The 24,695-nt window shown below is 61.3% G+C and carries 19 protein-coding genes; 8 read left to right on the top strand and 11 right to left on the bottom strand.

Going from position 1 to position 24,695, the window contains the following annotated elements; translation table 11 throughout:
• Positions 1-96 precede the first annotated feature (96 nt).
• Complete coding sequence (locus E9677_RS07100) at positions 97-915, bottom strand: MurR/RpiR family transcriptional regulator (protein ID WP_136557413.1); 819 nt, start codon at positions 913-915, stop codon at positions 97-99.
• Positions 916-1,120: 205 nt separating this feature from the next.
• Here E9677_RS07100 and iolG point away from each other — a divergent pair, with 205 nt between their 5' ends.
• Positions 1,121-2,116: an inositol 2-dehydrogenase gene (gene iolG, locus E9677_RS07095; RefSeq protein ID WP_136557412.1), complete on the top strand. Its 996-nt coding sequence runs from the start codon at positions 1,121-1,123 to the stop codon at positions 2,114-2,116.
• Positions 2,117-2,209: 93 nt separating this feature from the next.
• Here the strand turns inward: iolG and E9677_RS07090 are convergent, their stop codons facing one another.
• Together E9677_RS07090 and E9677_RS07085 are read right to left on the bottom strand one after the other, a co-directional pair.
• Positions 2,210-3,268, bottom strand: coding sequence for a Gfo/Idh/MocA family protein (locus E9677_RS07090; protein WP_168801146.1), 1,059 nt, complete (start codon positions 3,266-3,268; stop codon positions 2,210-2,212).
• Positions 3,265-4,050 carry a ThuA domain-containing protein gene (locus tag E9677_RS07085; protein ID WP_136557411.1) on the bottom strand — a complete coding sequence of 262 codons (786 nt, stop codon included), beginning with the start codon at positions 4,048-4,050 and terminating at the stop codon, positions 3,265-3,267. The genes E9677_RS07090 and E9677_RS07085 overlap by 4 nt, the downstream gene beginning before the upstream one ends.
• 347 nt (positions 4,051-4,397) lie before the next feature.
• Between E9677_RS07085 and E9677_RS07080 the strand changes: the two genes are divergently transcribed.
• From E9677_RS07080 to E9677_RS07070, 3 genes are all read left to right on the top strand, one after another.
• On the top strand, positions 4,398-5,426 hold the full coding sequence (locus E9677_RS07080) for a substrate-binding domain-containing protein (RefSeq protein ID WP_136557410.1): 1,029 nt from the start codon (positions 4,398-4,400) through the stop codon (positions 5,424-5,426).
• Complete coding sequence (locus tag E9677_RS07075; RefSeq protein ID WP_136557409.1) at positions 5,423-6,280, top strand: PfkB family carbohydrate kinase; 858 nt, start codon at positions 5,423-5,425, stop codon at positions 6,278-6,280. Before E9677_RS07080 ends, E9677_RS07075 begins: the two co-directional genes overlap by 4 nt.
• A 72-nt stretch (positions 6,281-6,352) precedes the next feature.
• Positions 6,353-6,655: a DUF982 domain-containing protein gene (locus E9677_RS07070; protein WP_136557408.1), complete on the top strand. Its 303-nt coding sequence runs from the start codon at positions 6,353-6,355 to the stop codon at positions 6,653-6,655.
• 161 nt (positions 6,656-6,816) lie between these two features.
• Here E9677_RS07070 and treY read toward each other — a convergent pair whose 3' ends face one another.
• Together treY and E9677_RS07060 are read right to left on the bottom strand one after the other, a co-directional pair.
• Positions 6,817-9,471: a malto-oligosyltrehalose synthase gene (gene treY, locus E9677_RS07065; RefSeq protein WP_136557407.1), complete on the bottom strand. Its 2,655-nt coding sequence runs from the start codon at positions 9,469-9,471 to the stop codon at positions 6,817-6,819.
• 175 nt (positions 9,472-9,646) lie between these two features.
• Entirely contained in the window at positions 9,647-10,393 is a 747-nt protein-coding gene (locus E9677_RS07060) for an EAL domain-containing protein (protein WP_136557406.1), read from the bottom strand.
• Between the two features lie 221 nt (positions 10,394-10,614).
• Between E9677_RS07060 and E9677_RS07055 the strand changes: the two genes are divergently transcribed.
• Positions 10,615-10,827: a hypothetical protein gene (locus tag E9677_RS07055; RefSeq protein WP_136557405.1), complete on the top strand. Its 213-nt coding sequence runs from the start codon at positions 10,615-10,617 to the stop codon at positions 10,825-10,827.
• Positions 10,828-10,860: 33 nt separating this feature from the next.
• Here the strand turns inward: E9677_RS07055 and E9677_RS07050 are convergent, their stop codons facing one another.
• Positions 10,861-11,784: an ATP-grasp fold amidoligase family protein gene (locus E9677_RS07050; protein ID WP_235882882.1), complete on the bottom strand. Its 924-nt coding sequence runs from the start codon at positions 11,782-11,784 to the stop codon at positions 10,861-10,863.
• 130 nt (positions 11,785-11,914) lie between these two features.
• On the opposite strand from E9677_RS07050, the gene E9677_RS07045 reads away from it, so the two are divergent.
• Genes E9677_RS07045 through E9677_RS07035 form a run of 3 tightly spaced genes read left to right on the top strand, consistent with a single transcriptional unit; the run spans position 11,915 to position 15,067 of the window.
• Complete coding sequence (locus E9677_RS07045; RefSeq protein ID WP_136557404.1) at positions 11,915-12,592, top strand: response regulator transcription factor; 678 nt, start codon at positions 11,915-11,917, stop codon at positions 12,590-12,592.
• Complete coding sequence (locus E9677_RS07040; protein WP_136557403.1) at positions 12,579-13,973, top strand: sensor histidine kinase; 1,395 nt, start codon at positions 12,579-12,581, stop codon at positions 13,971-13,973. Before E9677_RS07045 ends, E9677_RS07040 begins: the two co-directional genes overlap by 14 nt.
• A 26-nt stretch (positions 13,974-13,999) precedes the next feature.
• On the top strand, positions 14,000-15,067 hold the full coding sequence (locus E9677_RS07035) for an ABC transporter substrate-binding protein (RefSeq protein ID WP_235882881.1): 1,068 nt from the start codon (positions 14,000-14,002) through the stop codon (positions 15,065-15,067).
• Positions 15,068-15,198: 131 nt separating this feature from the next.
• Here E9677_RS07035 and E9677_RS07030 read toward each other — a convergent pair whose 3' ends face one another.
• From E9677_RS07030 to E9677_RS07010, 5 genes are all read right to left on the bottom strand, one after another.
• Complete coding sequence (locus E9677_RS07030) at positions 15,199-17,379, bottom strand: TRAP transporter permease (protein ID WP_136557402.1); 2,181 nt, start codon at positions 17,377-17,379, stop codon at positions 15,199-15,201.
• Between the two features lie 99 nt (positions 17,380-17,478).
• On the bottom strand, positions 17,479-18,456 hold the full coding sequence (locus tag E9677_RS07025; protein WP_136557401.1) for a TAXI family TRAP transporter solute-binding subunit: 978 nt from the start codon (positions 18,454-18,456) through the stop codon (positions 17,479-17,481).
• A gap of 226 nt (positions 18,457-18,682) precedes the next feature.
• The gene (locus E9677_RS07020; protein WP_136557400.1) at positions 18,683-20,032 is read right to left on the bottom strand and encodes a sigma-54-dependent transcriptional regulator; all 1,350 of its coding nucleotides are present in this window, start codon (positions 20,030-20,032) and stop codon (positions 18,683-18,685) included.
• The gene (locus E9677_RS07015) at positions 20,029-21,756 is read right to left on the bottom strand and encodes a sensor histidine kinase (protein ID WP_205910129.1); all 1,728 of its coding nucleotides are present in this window, start codon (positions 21,754-21,756) and stop codon (positions 20,029-20,031) included. The genes E9677_RS07020 and E9677_RS07015 overlap by 4 nt, the downstream gene beginning before the upstream one ends.
• Positions 21,757-21,988: 232 nt before the next feature.
• Positions 21,989-24,529 (bottom strand): methyl-accepting chemotaxis protein, encoded by a 2,541-nt coding sequence (locus tag E9677_RS07010; protein WP_136557399.1) that lies wholly within the window; start codon positions 24,527-24,529, stop codon positions 21,989-21,991.
• Positions 24,530-24,695: the final 166 nt, after the last annotated feature.

The raw sequence follows: 24,695 nt of genomic DNA, 5'->3' as shown, positions 1-24,695 counted from the left end.
GATCTGTCGCCCCGCCTCGCAGCCGCCCATCGTTTTGGAACGGCCGCCTCTGAAATGGACTATAAATTCTATTTTTCAGAATTTCAATACGGACGTTCAGCCATCCTGTCGCGCCGTACCGACAGCCACGGAGAGAGTGATCGCGAGACAGAGCGTTGCAGATAGCGAGCGAAACGCGCCGAAATCGACTTCTGAGACGGACAGCAGCGTGGCGCCCATGCGGCGGAGCGGGCTGACGACCGTATCAGTGACCGCCACCACCGGAATACCGCGCGCCCGAACCTGCTCGACCAGGTCTAGGGTCTCGGTCGAATAGGGCGAGAATGTCACGGCGAGAAGTGCGTCCCCTTCCCGGATCGCATGATGATTGTCGAGTCGCCCGACAACGCTGTGCAGCATGGCCGGCACGCCCATCTTCTCGAAGGCATAGGCCATGTAACTCGCGACCGGAAAGGAGCGACGCAGACCGATGATATGGATCATCCGCGCCTCGGAAAGCTGCTTGACGGCCGCTTCCATCGCTAGCGGATCAACGGTTTTCACCAGATTTTCCAGCGAAAGTCGTCCCGCCTCCACGAATTCGGCCAGCAGCGCCGACGGCGAGCCTTCGGCCTTTTCTCGCAAATGCTGGAGGCGCGTCGAATAATCCGGCCAGCCGCCGACAAAGCTTTCGCGAAACAGCTTCTGCATCTCGGAAAACCCGGAAAAACCCATGATCTGGCAGAAACGCATGAAGGCGGAAGGCTGGACCTCTGCCCCTTCGGCCATCTCGGCGACGGTCGAGACTGCTATGCGATCCTTATTACCAGCGACATAGTCTGCGCATTGCTTCAACCGCTTGGGCAGGCCGCCCGCGACTTCCAGCAACCGGTCCTCGAACTCCTTGATCGTCTGCGGTCCGCCGCTCTCGCTCATGCCGTCCCCCACCCTCATCCGGACACATAGTCACGCTTGACAGAAACCGTGTCACGATCTAGCAAAATAGAACATATATTCCAAAACATGGCATTTGCCAGCGTGAAATGGAACATCGATCCGGTGCCTCCATCAGGAGCGCCCAACGACATCACAATCGCCTCCTCTTGACGAGAGACCAAGGCGTGACAGGGAGGAAATGAACATGGTCACGAGACTGGCACTTCTGGGCGCCGGCCGTATCGGCAAGGTGCATGCCAAGGCAATCGCCGAAGACAAGCGGGCGAAGCTCGTCGCAGTCGCCGATGCCTTTGCGGACGCCGCAAACGCCATCGCCGCCCAGACCGGCTGCGCTGTAAAGACGATCGAGGAGATCGAGGCCGACAAGGACATCGACGCGGTCATCATCTGCACGCCGACCAACACCCATGCCGACCTGATCGAGCGTTTCGCCAAGGCCGGCAAGGCGATCTTCTGCGAAAAGCCGATCGATCTGGACGTCACACGCGCCAAGGCCTGCCTCGAAACCGTGCGCGCCGTCGGCGGCAAGGTCATGCTCGGCTTCAACCGCCGCTTCGACCCGCATTTCCAGGCCGTGCGCAAGGAAATCGACAAGGGCTCGATCGGCAAGGTCGAGATGGTCACGATCACCAGCCGCGACCCGGGTGCACCGCCGGCCGAATATATCAAGGTCTCCGGCGGCATCTTCCGCGACATGACGATCCATGACTTCGACATGGCCCGCTTCCTACTCGGCGAGGAAATCGAGACCGTCCAGGCTTCGGCCTCCGTTCTCGTCGACCCCAAGATCGGCGAACTCGGCGATTACGACAGCGCCTCGCTGATCCTGACGACGAAGAGCGGCCGCCAGGCAATCATCTCCAACTCGCGCCGTGCATCCTATGGCTACGACCAGCGCATCGAAGTCCATGGTTCGCTGGGTTCGGTCTCGGCCGAAAACCAGCGCCCCGTCTCGATCGAAGTCGCCAACAAGGACGGCTACACCCGCCCGCCGCTGCACGACTTCTTCATGACCCGCTACACGGCAGCTTACGCGGCTGAAATCTCCGCCTTCATCGACGCGCTCGACAATGGCACGCCAATGGCACCCTCGGCAGAAGACGGCCTGATTGCACTGGCGCTGGCCGATGCTGCAGTCAAATCTGCCAAGGACAAGTCGCCAGTGACGGTCAGCTACTGACGATCAATAGCTCCCGCGTGGCCGCAAGGTCACGCAGAATGGAAGCGCCGCCCGAACCTCCTCGGGCGGCGTTTTCGTTTTATCGGACAACCGTCAGACCGCGAGTTCGCGCCGTTCGACTTCGGTCAGCATAGCAAGATCGAGGATCTTTTGCAGATTGGCAGCATGTCGGAAGCTCGGCTCCTGCGCATAGCCGGAGCGGATCGCGGTGATGAACTTCTGATAGTTCGTCTCCACCGGATCGACTTCGATTTCGCGCCAGACCGCCTTTTCGACATCCTCCTGCAGGCAAGCCCTGAGGCTGGAACCATCCAGACGGTGGATCACCTCCAGCGCACCCTTGTCGCCATGCACCCGAAGCCGAAGCTCGTTCAGATGCCCCGTCGCCCAGCGGCTCGCATGGATGACGCCCATGGCACCATTGGTGAACTCGGCGGTCATCGTGAAGCTGTCGTTTGCGTCCAGATCATATTCGCCGATCTTGTTGCCCGGCGCTTTGTCGAACGCCTTCATGCGGGCGAAGACATGGTCGATCTCAGTCACCGCGCCATAACCGACAAAGTCGAGAATATGGATGCCGACATCGCCGAGCACGCCGTTGGAGCCATGTTTGGTCGACAGCCGCCAGAGCCACTGGCTCTCGGTCGACCAGTCGCCCCAGGCCTTGGAGACGAGCCAGCTCTGCAGATAGGAGGCCTCGATGTGGCGCACCTTGCCGATCTCGCCGGCCAGCACCATCTGCCGGGCCTTCTGCACCTGCGCGACATTGCGATAGGTGAGGTTGACCATGTTGACGAGGCCGGACATCTCCGCCGCCGTCGCCATTTCGTCGGCCTTGGCATAATTCTCGGCTAGCGGCTTTTCGCACATGACGTGTTTGCCGGCGGCGATCAGCTTCAGCGTCGTCGGATAATGCACCTTGTCCGGCGTGACATTGGTGACCGCATCGAACTCACCCCAGGCAATCGCCTCGTCGAGCGAGGTGAAGGTATTGGGGATATTGTGCCGGGCGGCGAAGGCTCGCACTGTGGCCATGTCGAGATCGACCGCTGCCACCAGTTGCACGTCGGTGATGGTCGAAAAATTCATGGCATGGGTATTGGCCATGCCGCCGGTGCCGAGCACCAGAAGACGAATGGGGGCAGTGCTCATTTATAGCCTTCCTCGCCGGCCTGATGGAGACGCGGCCCTCGCTCGGTGATTGGCTCCAGCGCCTCTTCAACCGGCACGTTCGGAGCGTCATGCACGGCGCCATAACGCGGCATCGGATTATACGCCCATTTTACACCGTTGCGGATGACCTGCTGCACATTCGCATCGTGATAGGTCGGATAGGTCTCATGGCCGGGGCGGAAATAGAAGATGTTGCCGGCACCGCGCCGCCATGTAAGGCCCGAGCGAAAGATCTCGCCGCCGGCAAACCAGGAGATGAAGACGGTTTCGAGCGGTTCGGGAACCGAGAAGAACTCGCCGTACATTTCCTCGTTTTCCAGCACGAAATTCTCAGGAATGCCGGCTGCGATCGGATGGCCGGGATTGACCGTCCAGATCCGCTCGCGCTCCCCCGCCTCGCGCCATTTTAGCGCGCAGGGCGTGCCCATCAGCCGCTTGAACGGCTTGGCGAAATGGCCGGAATGCAGGACCAGCAGGCCCATGCCCTCCCAGACACGGCTTGCGACGCGTTCGACGATCTCGTCGGACACATCGCCATGCGCCTTGTGGCCCCACCAGACGAGCACATCGGTCTCGGCCAGCCGCTCGACGGAAAGCCCGTGCTCAGGCTCCTGCAGCGTCGCAGTCGTGGCTTCGACCTCGGGATCCTTGTTCAAGGCGCTGGCGATCGTCGCATGCATGCCGTCAGGATAGATGTCCCGGACAATCGCGTTTTCGCGTTCGTGGATGTTCTCACCCCAGACAACCGTTCTGATCGTCATCTGAATTCTCCTTGGTTAGCGCCAGTCAACCGGCGATAAGAAAAGCCTCAACGAGGCCCATCGTTCCGTCAGACGTAGGAAGGAATAGGAACGAAACTAGGGCATGAAAAGAAAAAATTGAAAGCGGTTTGGTCGAACATTTTTGCCGCTGGCGAATTGAGGGGTCAAACAGATTTGTCAAAGCCTGCGCATCGCCTTTCAGAGCGATTGGCGAGAGACGCGGGCCCGTTTCGCGGCCTGTTTGGCAGCGCTTTGACATTGCCTCGCGAGAATTGCCAGAATGCGTGATGGCATGACATAAGCCGGAGGCTAGCGGCGATACTGCCGCAAAGGTGCAAACGACACGGATGAAGCTCAGGGACTTTGCCAGAGAAATCGGACTGTCACCGACGACGGTGAGCCGCGCCTTGAGCGGTTATCCCGAGGTGAACGAGGCGACGCGCACCCGCGTGATGGAAGAGGCGGCCCGCTTGGGCTACCGGCCAAATATCAATGCGGTGCGTCTTGCGACAGGACGGGCGGGCGCCATCGGCGTGGTGATGACCAAGGCCAGCGACTACCAGTTCTCCGAATTCATGAGCGGCATGGCAGAACGCCTGAGCGGCGAGGATATCGACATCCTGATCACGCCGATGACCGAACACGACACGTCAGATGAATTGCAGCTCTACCGGCGGCTGGCGGAAAGCCGGCGGGTGGACGCCGTCGTCATCCATTCGCCCCGCCCGAGGGATCCGCGCATTGCCCTCCTCCATCAGTTGAAACTGCCTTTCATCGTGCATGGCCGCTCGGAGATCGACGTGCCGCATGCTTGGCTGGACATCGACAATGAAGGCGCCGTCCGTCAGAGCACCGAGCACCTGCTGGACCTCGGTCACCGGCGCATCGCGCTTCTCAATGGCCGCGAAGGCCTCACTTTCACGCTGCACCGCCTCGCCGGTTACAAGGCGGCACTCGCGCAGCATGGCATAGACTTCGACCCGAAGCTTGTGACCCATGGCGACTTCACCGACGAGATCGGCTTCCGCTTCGCCTGCTCGGCGCTGGATGAGCGTGCGCGGGCCACTGCCTTCGTGGCAGGCTCAATGATGACGGCACTTGGCGTCTACCGCGCGGCGCGGTCGAAAAACCTGGTCATCGGCCAGGACATATCCGTGATCGCCCATGACGATGTCTTCCCCTATCTGACGGCGGAGAACATGGTGCCTGCTCTGTCGACCACCCGCTCCTCGATCCGCGCTGCAGGCACGCGTATCGCCGACCTCGTGCTGGAGATGCTGACAGGCCGCGAGCCGTCAGACATACGGGAGCTATGGCCGATCGAGCTGATGCTGCGCGAGACGAGTTGCCCCGTGCCGAAGGAAAAAGCCGAATGACGAAGGAAGCCAGCAAGCGGATCATCGTCATCGGCCACATCAATCACGACCGAATCTGGCGGCTGACGGAGCCGCTTCGCGCCGGCGGCCGCATTGCCTGGTCGTCGCGGGAGACCCGCCTCGGCGGCGGTGGATATTTCACCGCCCGACGCCTGCTCGACCTCGGCCACAGAGTGGCGCTGCTCTCGAACCTGATGAGTGACACCCATGGCGAGACTGCGCTCGGGGATCTTGAGGCGGCAGGCTTCGACATAGACCTCATTGCCCGCCGCGACGGCGAAACCGATTTCGCCGACATCCTGCTCGACCCGACCGGCGAGCGCACCATCCTCTCCAGCGTGCGGCGCCTTTCGCGCACCTTCCTGCTGGACGAGCCTGTTCATGCCGATGCCATTTATGTGAATGCGCCGAAGCTGCCGACAGCCATTCTGGCCTCCCTCGAACGAGCCCCACTCGCCGTGTCGCAACTTCCGCTACGCGAGGGCGAGCCCCGGCCGACCGACGTCATGGTGGGCTCGAAAGCCGATCTTCCCGGCATGGCGCTTTCGGATGTCTGGCGCATGGCAGCAGCACTCGGCACAGAGCGCCTCACACATCTGGTAATGACTGATGGACCGGCTACGATCTCGATCTATGACGGACATACAGAACAGAGGGTTTCTCTGACCCACACGGTCAGCGTCCGGGACACGATTGGCGCCGGAGACAGTTTCAGCGCTGGCCTGATTCACGGCTTGCTGGAGGGCCTTGAGATTGCCGTTGCGACCCAGCTGGCCGGGGACATGACCACCCTTTGGCTGGAGAGCCGAGAACAGGCGGCACAGGCCTCTGCAACTGAAAAATCAACACTCTAACATCTTTATTTGATCGCCTTCCGGGAACCGGTGAGCTGCCTGCGAGTTCATCGCTGCGAAATGGAGGAAGGCATGACCGAAGCCGATTTTACCTGGACTCACCCCGTCGAACTGGAGCTGCCCTGCGGCCTGACCCGGCGGTTTCTGAATGCCTATGATGCACTCGACTTTCTCGATGCCGAATGGCCGACGAGACGTGGTTTCGCCTATGAGCGCGCCATCCGCCTGTGCCGGCTCGCCCTGCGCGGCAGCCGCTCCTCGGAACTCGCCCGCAGCGCGTTTCTTGCCGCAGCCACCGAGGCTGGAATTCGGGAATGCACGGATCCGTCCCGCATCATGAGTTTCCGTCAACAACGCAACCGCGCGGTGGCCTGACCGGACCTTGTGCACGGGCGCCGCTGGCGCGCCCTGACGACCGAGATCGTCAGCACATTCAGGTACGATGAATTTGCCCCCGGATCGCCGGCAGAGCCGCGGCTAATGTCAACGCCCTCTCGGCTTCGAGCGCGTTTGGTCGTTACGCGTCTTCACCGCGATCAGTTATCAGAGGTCAGGATGGCCACGGTCTGACCATCCATCATATCCCGCATCAGCACGGCTTCCCTGCCCGCCACTGATCGTCCCGACAGAACCTCGCTCCATGTCCGATCGTGAAAGGCCTCGGGCAGCACGAGCCGGGTATCGCCCCAGAATTGATCGGCCTCCAGACCCTCGCCGTCCCGGAGCATCGCCATTGGCCAACGGCAGGCGATCGTGACCGCCGACTGATCGCCATGCCGGCGGGCAAACGCGATCACATGCTGCTGCCGACTGCCTGCACAGCGCAGCGGAATGTAGTCGCCGCGCGCGAAGAGATCCGGGCGGTTATTGCGCAAGGCAAGGATACGGCCCACCAATGCCTGCTTCAACCAACCGGCCTCCAATGCCTTCCGGTCGGTCCAGGACACCGGCGCATCAGGATCGAACTCTGACAGCGCGGCGAATGCCGGAGGACGGCGATTGTCGGGATCGACGAAACTAAGATCGATGCCCTCGCTGCCCTGGTAGATATCGGGAATGCCCGGAGCCGTGAGCTTTATCGCGGTGAAGCTCAGGCTGTTGATCAGTCCACCCCGGATGATCGGGCGGATCTCGTCGGAGACATCCCGAACGAAGGCATGATTATCGAACATCAGCGTCCGGACGTAATCCTTCACGGCCGTCTCAAAGACATCGTTGACACCATTCCAGTCACTGCGCAGCTTCGCCTCACGGACGGATTTTTCCAGAAAAGCGAGCAGACGCTCGCAAAAATCAGCGACACCCTCCCGATCCTCGGCATCGAGCTCGACAGGCCAATGCGCGACGAGCGCCTGGAAAATCATCCATTCCAGCTCGGGATCTGGTGCCGGACCATCATCGAGGACCTGGACAGCTCCGTTGTTAATCTCGCGCCACCTTTCGAAGAGGCTGACAAACCGGCCGGCATCTTCCGCGAACGCAAAGAGCCGCGCGCGGGCATCTTCGCCCCGTTTCGTATCATGCGTGGACGAAGCGGACAGTCCGACGGGCTGAATGGCCAGCCGCTCTTCCATCGCGGCATGGAAACGGCCAATCCCTCCCTCCTCCGGCTCCAGCTCGCCGCCGACTTCATTCAGCGCCAGGAATTCGACGTGGCGGAAGAACAGCGTGTCCTCCAGCGATTTCGCCATCAGTGGCCCGGTCAGCTGCTGAAAGCGGCGGCGGAAGATGTCGTCCGCGACTCGATCATTCTCAGAGCGTCCGGCTCCCTTGAGAAGATCTATGATCGACCAGGCGGCATCGGCTGCGGTGGCATCCAGCCGAGTCTTTGTAGCCGTCAGCACCCGATCGAGAAGCGCGCGATCCTCCGAGCACATCTGCCCCTGCGCGCCATAGGTCCGATAGCGGGGGAAAGCGAGAAGGAGCTCTTCCAGCCCCCTGCGCATCGTCTCCGCCTCCAGTCCGAGCAGTTCGCTTCCCTGTTCGACCAGCGCCTTGACCTCGCCAGCGAAATTCACCCGGATCATCCGCAGCTTCGCTTCGCGCATCCGGTCGGAAATTGACAAGGCTTCACCGGCAAGCTCGCCATAAGCTTGGCGCAGCGTCAGAAAGCCCTCCATGTCGAGGAAGGCGGGCACCTGCGCCGCGATGAATTCGTATCCTGTCGACCCCTGCACCGGCCAGTCGGTCGGCAGCTGCTCACCCGGAGCGAGGATCTTCTCGACGATGATGTAGACGTCGTCGCCAACGCTGCGGCGCAAGCGCTGCAGATAGCCTGCCGGATCAGCGAGACCATCGACGTGATCGATGCGCAATCCGTCGACATGGCCGGATCGGACCAGATCCAGGATGGTTCGATGCGCATCGTCGAACACGTCTTCCGCTTCGACCCGGAGCCCGACCAACCCGGCGATTTCGAAGAAACGACGATAGCTCAAGCCCTTGGCTGCTTCGGACCAATGCATCAGGCGATAGGGCTGCAGATCATGCACGGACATCAGGAACCTGGTGTCCTGCGAGCGTTCGTTCAAAACCGCGATCAGGCGGTCGCAGCCATCCTCGACACTGAGCGCACGGACAGCGTCGTGAAACGCGCCCTCCGCACCAGCCTCGGCATCACCCGCCAGATCGGCAAGCCGTGCTGCCAGTGCACTGTCGCATCCTTCGAGCACAAGGGGATAGGTCGAAGGTTTCAGCGGGTAGAGGCTGTCGAAATATCCGCTCGCCAGCGTCCCATGGTCGCGGTCGAGCGAAAGCGTAATTTCTCCGTCAGCGACCGCCTGCTCGAAGGGCTTGCCAAGGAACGGCAAGGTAAGCCGCTGGCCCCAGTCGACGTCGAAGTAATGACCGTATCGGCTCGCCTCGCCCCACTCGACGACGCTGTACCACCAGGGGTTTTCCAGGCTTGCCGCCATGTGATTGGGCACGATGTCGAGGATCAGGCCAAGCCCTGCCGACTTCAGCGCACCGACAAGTCGTTCCAGACCCTCACGGCCACCGAGCAGAGGATCGATGACATTGGCATCGGTGACGTCATAGCCATGCGTGGAACCGGTGGTCGCAGCAAAGACAGGCGAAGCATAGAGATGCGTGATGCCAAGCCGTTTCAGATAGGGAACGAGCCCGATGGCGCGGTCGAAATCCATGCCGCCGCGAAATTGCAGGCGGTAGGTCGAAACGGGAAAGGGCATGCCGTCATCCTCGGGTCACGGTGTCAGACACGCCGTAACGCCATCATGCCCCGCTTGTTCCCCGCCCGGCACCTTGCCGACCGCGGCAAGATCTTCTGAGGTTTTGGAGAACGCTGAAAAAACAAAGAGCCACCCTCGCGGGTGGCCCTTTTTTCAAACATTCGAGCTGAAACCGTCAGGCCGCGAGAGCGGTGGGGATCGGGCTCAGCCCCTCGAAGGTCGGACGGGCGATGAAATAGCCCTGGATCAGGTCCACACCGAGATCCGTCAACATCCGCAATTCTCCGGCCGTCTCCACGCCCTCGCACACGGCAGTGACGCCGAGATCGCGCAGCATGTCGAGCGTCCGTCGGACCACGATCTGCTTGACCGTGTCGGTGTCGATGCCGCGGATCAGATCCATGTCGAGCTTGACCAGATCCGGCTGGAATTGGGTCAGGAGATTGAGCCCGGAATAACCGGCGCCGAAGTCGTCGATCGCCGTTTTGAAGCCGATCTCGCGATAGCTCTTCAGGATGTTCAAAAGGTGCGCGGTGTCGAGCTTCTCGACCTCGGTGAATTCGAAGATGATCCGGTCGAGCGGGAAATCCGTGCGTCGCGCGGTTTCCAGCGTCTGGCGAATACAGGCGCGCGGCTCGTAGACGGCATTCGGCATGAAATTGATCGATAGATGCGGCATCTCGTGACGCGGGAAAAGTTCGGCCGCCAATTCGATGGCCCGCACCCTGCATTGCTGGTCGAAAGCATAACGATTGTCAGGATCGACAAGCGAGAGAACCGTTACCGCACCGCTACCGTCTATGCCGCGAACGAGGGCTTCGTGCGCGAAGACCGCGCCGCGACGGGTATCCATGATCGGCTGGAAGGCCATCGAAAACCTGGACCCGAAGCCGGTCCCATTCTTGCAACCCTGGCAGGTCATGAACTCTCCCCGAAACCATGTTCGCAATACAACATAACGGCCTTAAGGAAGATTGAAGGCTGCGACACAAACAGTTTTCGAACAGGCAATGGGCTGCATGTGCAATTCATGACCTTTTTTGGATCACTGATTTAACGAATCGAGATAATCGAATATTATATAAATATGAGGCTGATTCGAGAAAGCCTCGCAGTCTAAATGACTTAGCTGGGGATGCGGACATGACTGACCATACCGAAATTGAGACTTGGGCGATGGTGCGTGCGCAACAGATCGTCATGCAGCAGGGTGCAAACCTCGTCGTAGCGGCCCAAAGGCTGGATCACAGGAAGACCACGGCCAACACCTATGCCTTGCGGACTGCGATCATGGCGTCGCTGATCGAAGCGCTGAAATCTCCACCCGCAGCAACGATGGCGTCACTGGAAGCCTGATCCGGGCAGGCCGGACCTTCCACGCAAATCTCATCACCTGCGGGCAGGCAGCACCCACTTGTCGCCGATGAGGCGATCGTATTCCGCCGGTTCGAAGGCTTCGAAGCCGCCACCCGGATAGAGGGTGAGTTCGCCGACATAGAGATTGTCGCCCGTGTCGAACAGATCGACGCGCACGAAATCGAGGTCACGGCCGAGTGCCTCCGAGAGAGACACCATCAGGTCGAATTGGTCCGGCCGTGGGATTTCCTGCGGATAGGGCGGATAGTAGTCCGGGTCGTAGAAGGGCAGCCGCTCCCAGTCGCGCGAATAGGTCGCGGAATATCCCTGATCGTCGGTGCGCGTGTCGATGATGATATGCGACAGCCGGCCATTGAAGACGAAGCAGCGATAATCCCAGGGAATACCGCCGTCCTTGTTCAGCATCTGCTCGATGACCACCTTGCGATCGACCTGCGAATAGGCCCATTCCCTGTTGTAGCGGGCATGATCGATGGACAGCCACTCGGCGCACGGATCATTGCGCTTGAGCGCTTCGACGTCCTCGGGCGTATAGAGAAACTCACCGAGCCCGCTCGCGTGGTTTGGTTTGATGACCACCGGTAGCGGGATCGTCGACCAGTCGACATCCGAAAGTCTCGTGCCGGCCCAATAGGTCGGGATCACATGCTGGGCACCGACCTTCTCGGCGACAAACTCCTTTACCGCAAGCTTGTCGACGAGTTTTCCATAGAGCGGATTACGGTCGTGGATCTTCCGGTACTGGACCTTTTCCGAAAACGTCTTCGGACGGTCGACATCCGGCCATTCACCCTTGATGCTCCAGAACTTGAGCTGGATGTAGAGCTTGTCCGGCAGCGGGGCGATCAGGCGCCAGAAGATGCGCTTCATGAGATAGCGAAACGAGTTCTGGTCGTAACCAGCCCGGATGAAGCTTTCCTTCTGTTCCTCTGCCAAGACGCCGTCTCCGTTTTCCGGTTGCCGGCGAACTGTAGAGGTCGCGGTTTATCGTCGAGTTAACCGGAAGCCCTGAATACAGCCTTTCCTCAAGCTTGATCGGAGGCCCCAGACATGCGAGCGTCCCGCCATGCGCATTTTGCTCGTGGAAGACACGCTCGACGTCGGAGAGGCCATCTCCCGCCGCTTTGAAACCATCGGCCATACGGTCGATTGGCAGACCGACGGCCGTGCCGCCGCGGACATCCTCGATTTCACCGAATACGACCTCGTCATTCTCGACGTCATGCTGCCGGGCATGGACGGTTTTTCGATCCTGAAGCGATTGCGCGATGGTGGCAGCACGGTACCAGTGCTCGTGCTGACAGCCCGTTCCGAGATCGACGATCGCGTCGGCGCGCTCGATCTCGGTGCCGACGACTATCTCGTGAAGCCCTTCGACTTTCGTGAACTCGAAGCCCGTGCCCGTGTCCTGATGCGCCGCCGCGCCGGCGGCGAAGCGACCAATGTCATCGTCTGTGGCGACGTGCTGCTCGATAGAAGTCAGCGCTCGGTGAAGGTCGGCAACCGGGAAGTGCCACTGAAGCGCCGAGAAATGACGTTGCTGGAGATCCTCGCGAGCCGCCCGGGGCGCGTCTTCAGCAAGGATCAGCTCCTCGACCAGCTCTTCGGCTTTGACGAACCGGCAGGGCCGAACGCGATCGAGCTCTATGTCGGACGCCTGAGGAAGAAGCTAGAAGGTGCCAGGGCCCGCATCGTCACCGTCCGAGGCGTGGGTTATCAGCTGGTGTCCGATGCAGAGGACTAGGCGCTCCCTTTTTGCTCGCCTGGTCATCCGCGTCGCCATGGTCCTGGCAGCTGGCGCAGCAATCCTCATGACGGCTGCCTGGTTGTATGCGCGTGCCGCCGCCGACGAGGCTTATGACCGCCTCCTCCAGGGTGCCGCCATCCAGATCCTCGACAGTCTTTTGGTCGAGGAAGGCCGCATTGCAGTCGACCTGCCATCGAGTGCCTTCGAACTCCTCGGCCTCGCCCCGCGCGACAAGATCTTCTACCGCGTCGTCGCGCCCGATGGCGCCACGCTGACGGGATATGAGGACTTGGATTTCCCCGCCGATGTGACCAATGCCCGGACACAGGCCCTTTTCGCGACTACGCGCTTTCGCGAGCTGCCCGTGCGCATGGTTGCCGCCAGCCGCGCAATCGCGGATCCTTCAATCGGTGGCTGGGCGAATGTCCTGATTGCCCAAACGACCGAAGCACGGCAGGCGTTGACGACCGAGCTGACCACCCGCGCGTTTCTGCTCGTCGGTGTCATGAGCCTGCTGGCCCTCGGTGGCACCATACTGGCGGTTCGCTACTCGCTTCGCCCGCTGGATGCGCTGGGCGACATGCTGCGCCGCCGCGACAGCCAGGACCTGACGCCCCTCGCCGTCGATGTGCCACGGGAACTCTCTCCCTTCGTCGACTCGATCAATCACTTCATGCGTCGCCTCGACGATCGCCTGCGCCTCCTGCAGCGCTTCATCGCCGACAGTGCCCACCAGATCCGCACACCGCTGACGGCGCTTTCGGCTCAGGTGAGCCTGATCGACGAAGAGGCACTGTCCGAAAGTGATCGGCGCCATCTCGACCGGGTCAAGAACCGCACCTCCGAACTCGCGCGCTTCACCACCCAGCTCCTCAACCATGCCATGGTGATCCACCGTTTCGACTCGGTGCAGCTCTCGCCGGTCGATGTGGTCGATGTGGCCCGCAAGTCCTTCCGCGCAGCCGTGCCCATCACCATCGATCCGGATATCGTCGTCTCCTTTGAAGCCCCGCCGGAAGCGCTGATCGTGCTCGGCGATGGCTTGAGCCTGCGTGAAGCGATCGTCAACGTCATCGACAACTCGCTCCGTCACGGCGTTGTCTCCAGCCTGGCCGTGCGGGTTGCGCGGCGCGGCGACTTCGTACTGGTCGAGGTGGAAGACGATGGTCCGGGCATTCCCGCACAGGACTGGCCGCAAGTCACGCGCCGCTTCGTCTCGTCGAAGACCGGCGAAGGCAGCTCCGGCCTCGGCTTCGCCATCGCTTCGGAAGTGGCCACGACATTGATGGGGGCGCTCGGTTTCCGCGAGCCCACGCCTCAGAGCGGCTTCACCGTCTTTCTCGAACTCCCCCTTTTAAACACGAGGTCCGCCCCATGAGCCCGCGGCAAAGGATGACCTCACTCGTGGCATATCTGTTGGCCACCACCCTCGCCTCCACATCCGTCCAGGCGCTCGAAGGTGATCGATCGATGTTTCTTGCACCGGCTGAGGAGCGCGTCCGATTGGTGATCAACGGGGTCACAGACGCTGAGGTGATCGCGCCCCTGATCCGCGATTTTCAGCAGACGGCACCTGACGTGACCGTCGAGTTCAACGACTATGTCAGCAATGACCTGTTTCGGGAGGCGGAATTGGCCTGCCGCGAGAAGCGCAGCCATGGCGACCTCTGGATCTCCTCCTCGGTCGACCATCTGGTAAAGCTTGCCAACGACGGTTGCGCCAGGTCCCATCAGTCGACGGAGACCGAACGGGTATCCGCCTGGGCCAACTGGCGCGACGAAATCTTCGGCTTCGCCTTCGAACCAGCCGTCATCGTCTACAACGCCTCCCAGGTGCCGCCGGAAGACGTGCCGCGCTCGCATGTGGAAATCGCCGAACTCCTGCGCCGCAAGCCGGACGAATACTGGACACGGATCGGAACCTACAACGTACAACTCTCCGGCGTCGGTTATCTCCTTGCCTTCCACGACGCGCAACAAGCTCCGACGAGCTATGGCCGCCTGCTGGAGAGTTTCAGCCGCGCGCAGGTGGTAACCAGTTGCTGCAACAAGGAAGTGCTCGACCTGATCGAGACCGGCCGGCTGAAGATCGCCTACAACATCCTCGGTTCCTATGCCTATGCGCGCTATCTTCGCAACAACGACATGCGCGTCGTCGTACCCCGCGACTATACGCTGATCCTGACCCGCGGCGCGATGATCCCGACCTATTCGCCCAACTCCGAGCTCGCCGCCCGCTTCGTCGACTATCTCGTGTCGGAACGCGGACAGAAAGTCGCGCGGGAAAAGGCGTTCTATTTTGCCGAGAACGCACCGCTGCCGCCCGGCGTCGATGGCCCGGCCTCTCTGATCGAGTCCGGCATCGGCCGTCCCATCAGGGTCGGGCCTGCGCTCCTCGCTGCCCAGGACCGGGCCACCCGGGAAGAATTCATCCGCAACTGGACATCGCTGTTGGCACCCGGCATCCCTTGACCACCGCGCGTCGGCTCATGCCCTTGTTGGCCAACAGATCTCGACACTTTGTCATCCCACGAAAAAGAGGCGGCGCCGTCGGATGAAGGCGCCGCCTCTTTGTTGTTTGTCGATGCGTGACGGTGTCAGGCTCAGTCCGCACCCCGAGCGAGCACGACCGGGGTGACGTATCGTCTCTGATAGGCAAAGAGCGAACCGCCGACCGCCAAACCGATCAGATCCGAAATCAGACCGCCGCTGATCATGCTCAGGGCCGCGACCAGCAACACCAGGCGAAGCGGTGTCCCCAGCCGACCGAAGAACCAGCCCTGGACAGCTGCGGCAAGCATGTAGATCCCGAGGCTTGCCGAAATGAAGACATGCAGGATCTCCAGCCACGTTCCCTGCATCAGCATGGCCTGTGAGTAGAAGAACATGAACGGCACCACGAAGGCGGCAAGACCGATCTTGAAGCTTTCGACCGACGTCTTCATCGGATCGGAGCCCGCCAGCGCCGCCCCGGCATAGGCTGCGAGCGCCACCGGCGGCGTGATCGCCGACATCACGGCAAAGTAAAACACGAAGAAGTGCGCGGTCAGAACCGGAATGCCGAGATTGACCAGACCGGGAGCAACCACGGCTGCGGCAACCGCATAAGCGGCGGTCGTAGGCATGCCCATGCCGAGTACGATGGAGATGCACATCGCGAAGAACAGAGCGAGCAGCTGGTTCTGTTCCGCAATACCCAGCAGAAGGCTGGAGAAGCGAGCTCCGACACCGGTCAGCGCAATGACGCCGACGATGATCCCTGCGCAGGCGCACACCGCCACCAACTGAACCGACATGCGTGCGGCGATATCGAACGCCTTCGCCAGCAGTCTTGGACCCATGCGATGCGGCGTGAGCCAGCTGACCGCAGCAGCAGCCATCATCGACACCGTGCCGGCACGGATGACCGAGTAACCCGCAAACAGGGTATAGATCAGCATGATAATCGGAATGAACAGGTAAACCTGCTTCAGCAGTTCCTTGAAGACCGGCAACTCTTCCTTCGGCAGGCCCTTCATGCCCATCTTCGTCGCCTGAAGATCGACCATGAAATAGACGGAAGCGAAATAGAGTACCGACGGAATGATCGCGGCAATGACGATGTCCGTGTAGGGAATGCCCGTCACTTCCGCCATGATGAAGGCACCCGCCCCCATGATCGGCGGCATGATCTGGCCGCCCGATGAGGCGGCAGCTTCGATGGCTGCCGAAGTCTTTGCCGGATAGCCGACCTTCTTCATCAACGGGATCGTCAGCGAGCCGGTCGACACCACATTGCCGGCCGACGTGCCGTTAATCATGCCCATCAAACCGGAAGCGAGAACCGCAACCTTGGCCGGGCCACCACGCGCACGCCCAGCGGCAGCAAAGGCGAAGTTCACGAAATAGTCGCCGACTTTTGACGCCTGCAGGAAGGCCGCGAAGGTGATGAAGAGAATGATGTAGGTGGAAGACACCGCCACCGGGTCGCTGAGGATGCCCTGATCGGTGAATATATAGGTGAAGAAGCGCCGTGCCTCATAGCCGCGGTGACCGAGGAAGCCGGGCAGATAGGGGCCAGCGAAGGAGTAGAGGATGAAGATCGAGGCGATCACCACCAGGGCAAGACCTGCGACGCGACGCGTTACTTCGAGGATGAGGATGACGCCGACCAAGGCGGCGTAGAAATCCGCCGGCTGCGCCATGGCCGTTCCAGCCCGCAGACGAAGTGGCCCCACGTTGAAGAGGATGTAACCCAGGACGGCGATCGAGGCGAGACCGAGCGCATAGTCCGCCCAGTCGACACGCGTGCGGTCACGGCTGGGGAAGAACCAGACGGCTGCGAGCGCGGCCGCGGTACCAGCCAGAAGCGGCACACCGAAGCTAGTGAAGACGAAGAGGGGCGGTCGCGCATTTCCGGCGATCCAGTATGCACCCCAGGCATAGGCAACCATGGCGAAACCATAGCCGATGCCCCCAACGGCAACCAGCAACAGCAGCCATTCGATCGGATTGCGCCGTGCTTGAGCCGGTGCTGTGGCCGGCAGTTGCACCGCCGAATAGATCAGAAAACCGAGCAGAAGTCCACCGCAGACATGGATGAGGCGATAGGTCCAGGTTTCGAGCGGATAGAGGTTCATCACCCCGATATGGAAGGCTGTATAGGCAATGCAGAGAACGATGATCGCCTTGTTGGTCCAGTCTGCATGGAGCCTCTGGTTGCTCGCAACCGGCTCCTCGTCGACATTGTTGGCCAGGATGGGCCCAGCGGCTTGCTGCGCTGAGATGTTGTCAGCTTGTGTCATGGTTTTGTGTCCCGATAAGGAAGCCGGATCTTGCACGAAGGATGGCGGCAGCCAGAGCTGCCGCCAATTGCCTGCACAGCGAGGCGCAGGTTTCGGGCGTTACTGGCCCTTCAGAGCATCGGGAATGGTGATGCCTTTTTCTTCGAAATAGCGCACCGAGCCCGGGTGGAACGGCAAGAAGGTGTTCTTCTCGATGTTCGCGGAAATGGTCTCGGAGGCCGTGGCATGGATCTGGACCATGCGATCGTTGTTTTCCAACACCATTTTGGTGATCTCGTAAGCGAGCGTCTCAGGCATTTCGGTATTGGCGACCGCGAAGTTCCAAAGGCTGACGGTGCTCTGCGGATCGGGGAAGCCTTGGTAGAGACCGCCGGGCACCTCGAAGGCTGCCAGTTCCGGCATGGCGTCGAGGATCTTCTTCTGCTCGTCCGCATTGAAGCCGAAGATGTTGACATCGTTTTCGGCAGCGATCTGCGCGAAGGCCGAAATCGGAACGCCGGCTGCAAAGGCGAAGGCATCGATCAGGCCATCCTTGACCTGGCTCGTGGCATCATTCGCGCCGGAGAACGAAATCACAGGGCTCACGCCAACGCTCTCGAAGTAACGCGGCCAGTAGGTCGCGGCCGTACCGCCGGCCGGGCCAACGGACACGCGCTTGCCGTCGAGATCAGCAACAGAGGTGATGCCCGACGACTTCAGCGCAACCACTTGGAAAGGGGTCTGGTACATCGGGAAAAGAGCCCGCAGGTTCTTGTGCTCGACACCCGGCGCAAGTTCGCTGTTGCCGGTCCAGGCCTCGTAGGCCGGGCCCATGGTCACGAGGCCCATGAGATGGTCACCGGTTTCGATCAGCGTCGCGTTCTGCACCGGACCGCCAGTCACTTCGGCAGATGCGTTTACGCCGAGCTTTTCCGTGATCAGGCCGGCAAGACCCGTCCCATAGATGAAGTATGTACCGCCCTGGCTGGCGGTGCCGATGGTCAGGCTGCCGGGCCAGTCGGCCTTGTCCTGCGCGGAAATGGGTGCGGCAAACGTCAGAGCCATGGCACCAGCCATGGCGATCATGAACTTTTTCATGAAGTCCTCCCTGCATTTTTAAAGTGACAGAATCCGGCGCCTCCTCTGGGCCGAACCTAGTGCGAGCTAAGCCTCGGCTGGGGCTCGACGCAACGCGGCGACTGCGCGTGTCACCTGCCTGGCTCGATTTTCACGCATGCCATGGGGGGAAACCGTAACATTCTCGGGACTTCATGGGTGGAAAACCACCCATTCAGCTGCCGGAAGAGAGCCCATGCGTCGGCCCCTAGTCGCGCCCATCGATGGCCAGGCTCTTGTCGAGCCCATGCTTCTGCATCTTCTCATAGAGCGTCTTACGCGAAATTCCGAGTTGTTCGTAGACAGGCTTGAGCGCGCCGCCATGGGCTGCGATGGCGCCGGCGATCAACTGCTTCTCATATGCCGCCACCTTTTCAGCGAGACGCGTCGCGACCATTTCCTGATCTGAGGCACCATCGAGCCCGGTCTCCAGGCCGAGCACCAGGCGATCTGCGGCATTGCGCAATTCGCGGACATTTCCGGGCCACTCCCGCTCCGCGATCTCCGCGAGGATCTCCGGCTCGACTTCCATATCGTCGCGGCCATAACGCGCCGAAGCCTCGCGCACCAGATGCAGGAAGAGCAGCGGAATGTCGGCCCGGCGCTGCGCAAGCGACGGAACATGGATCGTCACCACATTCAGCCGATAGAATAGATCCGCCCGGAAGCGACCGGCCGCAACCTCGCTTTCGAGATCGACCTTGCTCGTCGCGAGGAAGCGCACGTCGAGCGGCACCGTCTCGTTCGAGCCGAGCCGGGTGATCGTCCGCTCCTGCAGGACACGCAGGAACTTGGCCTGCAGGTCGAAGGGCATAGAGCCGATTTCGTCGAGCAGGATCGTGCCGCCACGCCCATGCTCGAACTTGCCGTAGCGCGCCCGAAGCGCACCCGGAAAGGCGCCGGCCTCGTGACCGAAGAGTTCACTCTCGATCAAGGTTTCCGGGAGCGAGGCACAATTGATCGCGAGAAAAGGCGCTTTCGAGCGGGCACTGACATCATGCAGGCTGCGCGCGACGACCTCCTTGCCGGCACCTGTCTCGCCGATGATCAAGGCATCGGCCTCTGTCGCGCCGATCGCCCTAACGCGGTAGCGCAGATCGACCATGACAGGCGTACGCCCCGGAAGCCGCGTTTCGATATCGTCGCGCTTGCCGGCTACGGCCCGGAGGCGTCGGTTTTCCAGGACGAGCGAGCGCCGGTCGAGCGCATGGCGGACGACCCCGGCAAGCGAATGGCTGGCGAACGGCTTCTCGATAAAATCATAGGCGCCTTCACGCATCGCCTTGACCGCAAGCTGCACCTCGCCATGCCCGGTCACGAGAATGACCGGGATCTCGTGGTCGAGTTCGCGGATGCGCTGCATCAGCGTCATTCCGTCCATGCCCGGCATCCGGATGTCGCTGACGACCACACCGTCGAAGCCGAAGCCGACACGTGAGAGGATTTCATCTGCCGAAGCAAAGGCCTTGACCTGCAGGCCATGCAATTCCAGCGCCTGACTGGTGGAGAAGCGCAGTTCCTCCTCGTCGTCGACCAGCAAGACCAAACCCGAATTCATTCCGCCGCCTCGTGCAGTGCTTGCGCTTCCAGGAGAACGATGCGGAAGAGCGCACCACCCCCGTCGCGCTCACGAACCGTCAGGCTCCCACCGAAATCCTTGATGATATTGTAGGAAATCGACAGTCCGAGCCCCAGCCCCTTGCCGACGCCTTTGGTGGTGAAGAAGGGGTCGAAGATGCGTTCCATGATGGCAGGCGGGACACCCGGACCACGATCGACGATTTCGATCACGACACGGCCATCCTCCCGGCGAGCAGAAAGCTCGATGCGACGATCTGCGAGCCCCTCGACCGCGTCGCAGGCATTGGTGAGGATATTGACCAGCACCTGCTGCAAGCGCACGGAACCGCCCCTGACGGGCGGGAGTCCCGGCTCGAAGTTGACCGAAAGCGTCGCATCCGCCGTGCCAAGACGTGCCGAGACGATCTCAAGTGTTTCCTGCACGACGTCCTCGATGGAAATCGGGCCGAGTTTCTCGTTCGGCTTACGGGCGAAATTGCGCAGATGCCGCGAGATCGAGGCCATCCGGTCGATCAGGTTAGAGATGCGTCCCAGATTGTCCCGCGCTTCGGAAATCCGGTCCCGATCGATCAGCATGCTAGCACTGTCGGCATAGGTCTTGGCGGCGGCGAGCGGCTGGTTGAACTCGTGTGACAAAGCGGCCGACATCTGGCCGAGCCCGGCGAGCTTGCCCGCCTGGATGAGGTCGGCTTGAGTCTGGCGGAGCTGCAGGTTGACCCTTGCGAGATCGGCCGTGCGCTCCTCGACCCGCCGCTCGAGCTCGGCCTGGGCCTCGATCTGCATATGCATCCGCTCCTGTAGCCGGGCGCGGCGCTGGATGACGACCGCAAGCCCCAGCACGAACAGGCAGAGGAAAAGCAGGATCGCGACCAGCATGGTGCGCGCCTGGGCATGGATCGTGCCCGTGTCGAACAGAACTTTGACGGTCCAGTCCGCATCCGGCATGTAGTGTTGCAGCACCAGATATTCGCGATTTCCGTCGTTCTGGCTGACCGTCATCAACCTGTGACCGTCGAATTCGTTGATGCGGATCGGCAAGTCGCGAAGAACGGCATCGGAGTAGCGGCGGGACGCGGTGGTCCGTTCGAGCCGTTCGGGTGTCAGGGGGAGTACCGAGGCATAAAGCCATTCCGGATTCCCGGTCATGAAGATAATGCCTTCGGGATCATGCACGAGGATCTTGTATTCGCCCCCCTGCCAGGATGTCTCGATACCCTCGATATCGACCTTGAAGGCGATCACACCGCGCACCACGCCATCCACCCGGATCGGCGACGAGAAATAATATCCGCGTTTGGCCGACGTGGTTCCGAGCGCATAGAAGCGTGACCGCTTGCCGGCTGCCGCTTCATGGAAATAGGGCCGGTAGCTGAAATTCTCGCCGACGAAACTCGCAGGACCGTCGAAATTGCTGGCCGCGATGGTGTTGCCATCCATGGTCATCACATAGATGTCGGAGGATTCCAGCAGCCTATTGATGTCCTTGAGGTACAGGTTGGCAGCCTGCAGTAGGGCAGGATCATCAGGATTGAGGACCAGTTCCTTCATGTCGTCATGATCGGCGATCAGGGCCGGAAGCGTTTCGTAGCGGCTGAGATGACCGGTGAGCGCCGCCGTGGCGAGCCGCAATGCGCTGTTCGCCTGCAGCGAAGCTTCGGCCATCACGTTGCGGGTGAGGAAGCGATTGCCGATGGTCACCATCGCAATGCTTGCCGCAATGAGGATGAGCACGAGTGCGATGATCAAGCGTCGGGCTGCGGAAAGTCGCCGCGCGGGTTGTAGCGTTTCTGTCGTCACCGTCGTCCTCCTTCCAGGCGAAGGATAGCCATGTGCTGGCCGCTTTCCAAGCTGGCTTGCGAATGCAGACCTCCGGCCGCGAAAAAGCCGCCGGCCCTCGCGGTCCGGCGGCTGGAGTATCTGTGGTGTTCGCCGATCAAGCCGCGCGGCTGTGGGAGTGCGACGCCGGGCGACGGGTTTCCGGAGCGAGCTTGAACTGATTGATGAGCTTCATGAGCGCATCTGCCTCGTCCGCCAACTGCCGGGTCGCGGCATTGGTTTCTTCGACCATAGCCGCATTGCGCTGCGTCATCTGATCCATCTCGTTGACGGAGGAGTTGACCTCAGCCAGCGCATTCGACTGGTCACGGCTGGCCATGGCGATGACCGAGACCCGGTCGGCGACGGTGATGATGTTGGCCGAGATTTCGGCGAGCACGGAACCCGTCTGCTGCACCAGCTTGGCGCCGGAAGAGACTTCCGTGCTCGACTTGTGAATGAGATCCTTGATCTGTTGGGCAGCACCGGCGGAGCGCTGGGCGAGTTCGCGCACTTCCTGGGCGACGACGGCAAAGCCCTTGCCAGCCTCGCCTGCACGCGCCGCCTCGATGCCGGCATTGAGTGCCAGAAGGTTCGTCTGGAAGGCGATCTCGTCGATCACGTCGATGATCTGGACGATCTGGCCTGAGGCATCCTCGATCCGGCCCATGGCGTCGATGGCATTTCCGACAACCGTCGAGGAGGTGTCGGCCCGGCCCTTGGTGTCGGCGACGATGCTGTTCACTTCTTCGGCCCGCTCGGCGGACGACTTCACGGTGACGGTGATCTCGTCGACGGCGGCCGCCGTTTGCTCGAGCGAGGCCGCCTGCTGTTCGGTGCGCTTGGCGAGCTGGTCGGCAGCACTGCTCATCTCGGCAGCGTTGCGCTGGATCATGTAAGTGTTCGAACGGATCTGCGTCATCGTATCCTGCAGATGCTCGAGCGACTGGTTGAAGTCGTTGCGCAACTGCTCGAGACGACCGTGGAACGGCGTGTCGATGGTCGCGGAAATGTCACCCATGGCCAGACGACCGAGGCCCGAGGCCAGCGCCGTGACGGCGAAGTCGATCTGGCGGTCGATCTCCTGCTTTTCGATGTCGTTGCGGCGGCGCTCTTCTTCCGCCTCAGCGCGTTCCGCTTCGCTGCGGCTTTCGATTTCGATCTTCGACAGCGCATTCTGCTTGAAGACGCCGAGCGCACGGGCCATCTCGCCGATTTCATCGACGCGAGCCTCGCCATTGATCTTGGTGTCGAGCCCGCCTTCGGCGAGACGACGCATGGCGCCGGTGATTTGGCCGATCGGCCCCTTGAAGGTCAGCACCAGGCCGATACCGGCGAAGATCGAGATCAGGATGCCGAGGCCGGTTGCGCCGATGGAGATGGAATTCGCCTCCTGGCGCTCCTGGCCGGCCGAGACTTTCTGCATTTCGGCAAAGGTGGTGAGTTGCTTCCAGATGATGTTCAGTTCGGCACCGGCCTGATCGAAGCTCGACTTGCGCTCCTGGCTGACCTTCACCAGCTCTGCGCTCGCGCCGAGCATCGTGTCGACAGCCGGGCCGAGATCCTTCTTCACCTGCATCAGGATAGGCTGGTCGGCGGCCGTCTGGTCGAGTGCTGCGAGAAACTTCTTCACGGCGTTGAACTGCTGCTCGAGCAGCATGCGATTCTGTTCGGTCGGCTCCAGCAGGAAGCGCGCCATCATGATCTGAAGCGCATAACCGGCCGCCATGACCTGGCGACCGTCTTCGATCACAGCCTGGGCCTTGGCGAGCGGCGCGTCGAGTTCACCGAACTTGATCGTCGCTTCCTTCATCTTCTGCTGTGCGGCAAGGCCGAGATAAGCATTCAACTGGGTGAAGTTGCGCAGCTTGCCGGCGAGATCGGTGATGACTTCATCGGACTTGTCATTGGCGGCAACGGCAGCCTTCAGTTCGCCACCGATCTTTTCCAGCGTCTTGGCGGCCGACTGATTCGCCTTCGGCAACACGGCAGCCAGCACCTGCTGACGGGCGATCACTTCATCCACGCGGCCGGCAATGACGGCGAACTTTTCATCCGGCGTCTTCGCCTTGGTGAAGGCGGAATTGGTTTCGGTCAGGAAGGTACCGGTGCTGCGGATGCTTTCTGCGTCACGCAGCATGGTCTTGGCCGCGGCATCATCCGCCTGCACGGCGCGCTCCATGGTCGCCATCGCAGCATTGACGCGACCCTGGGCAACTACGACCTGCTTGCCACCCTGCTGCAGGGTTTCGACGAGCGCGGTTTCGGAGGCGTGCAGCGTCCAGAGATCATCGATATGCGTGAAGACCTTGTCGATGAGCTTGCCGGCCTCTTCCAGCTCGGCTCGGCCATCGGCATCAGGAGCCAGCTGGGCAAGGGTCGCGTCGAGGTCCCGTCGCTGCTGTTCCAGGCGACCGGTCAGGTCTGCCTTCGCCTCCTCGTTGGTATTGGCGAGGAAGGATGTCATCGAAGCCGAGACGTCGCGGAAGCCGCTCAGGGATTGAAGCACGCTGTTGGAAATCTCAATCCGCCCCTGCAACAGGCCCGACGCGTAGAGGCCGGTAAAGCCGACGGCGGAAATGCTGATGACGAAAGGCAGGATGAAAATCAGCACCTTCGTCTGGATGTTAAAGCGCGACAATATACGATCGATGAACACGGAATGCCTCCTCCAACGCCAACGGCCCGCGAAATGCGGGGGCCGCAACGCCCACGTCTGAACCCCGCGGATCATGGGGAAGGAAGACTAATATGGGCTTAATGGAGGGGCGCATCATCGACCCATATCCGGGCATCGGCGTGATGAAACCAAGCCAAGAATTACA

Source organism: Peteryoungia rhizophila, assembly GCF_004912145.1.
GTDB lineage: Bacteria > Pseudomonadota > Alphaproteobacteria > Rhizobiales > Rhizobiaceae > Allorhizobium > Allorhizobium rhizophilum.
This window is presented reverse-complemented; position numbering and strand designations above follow the sequence as displayed.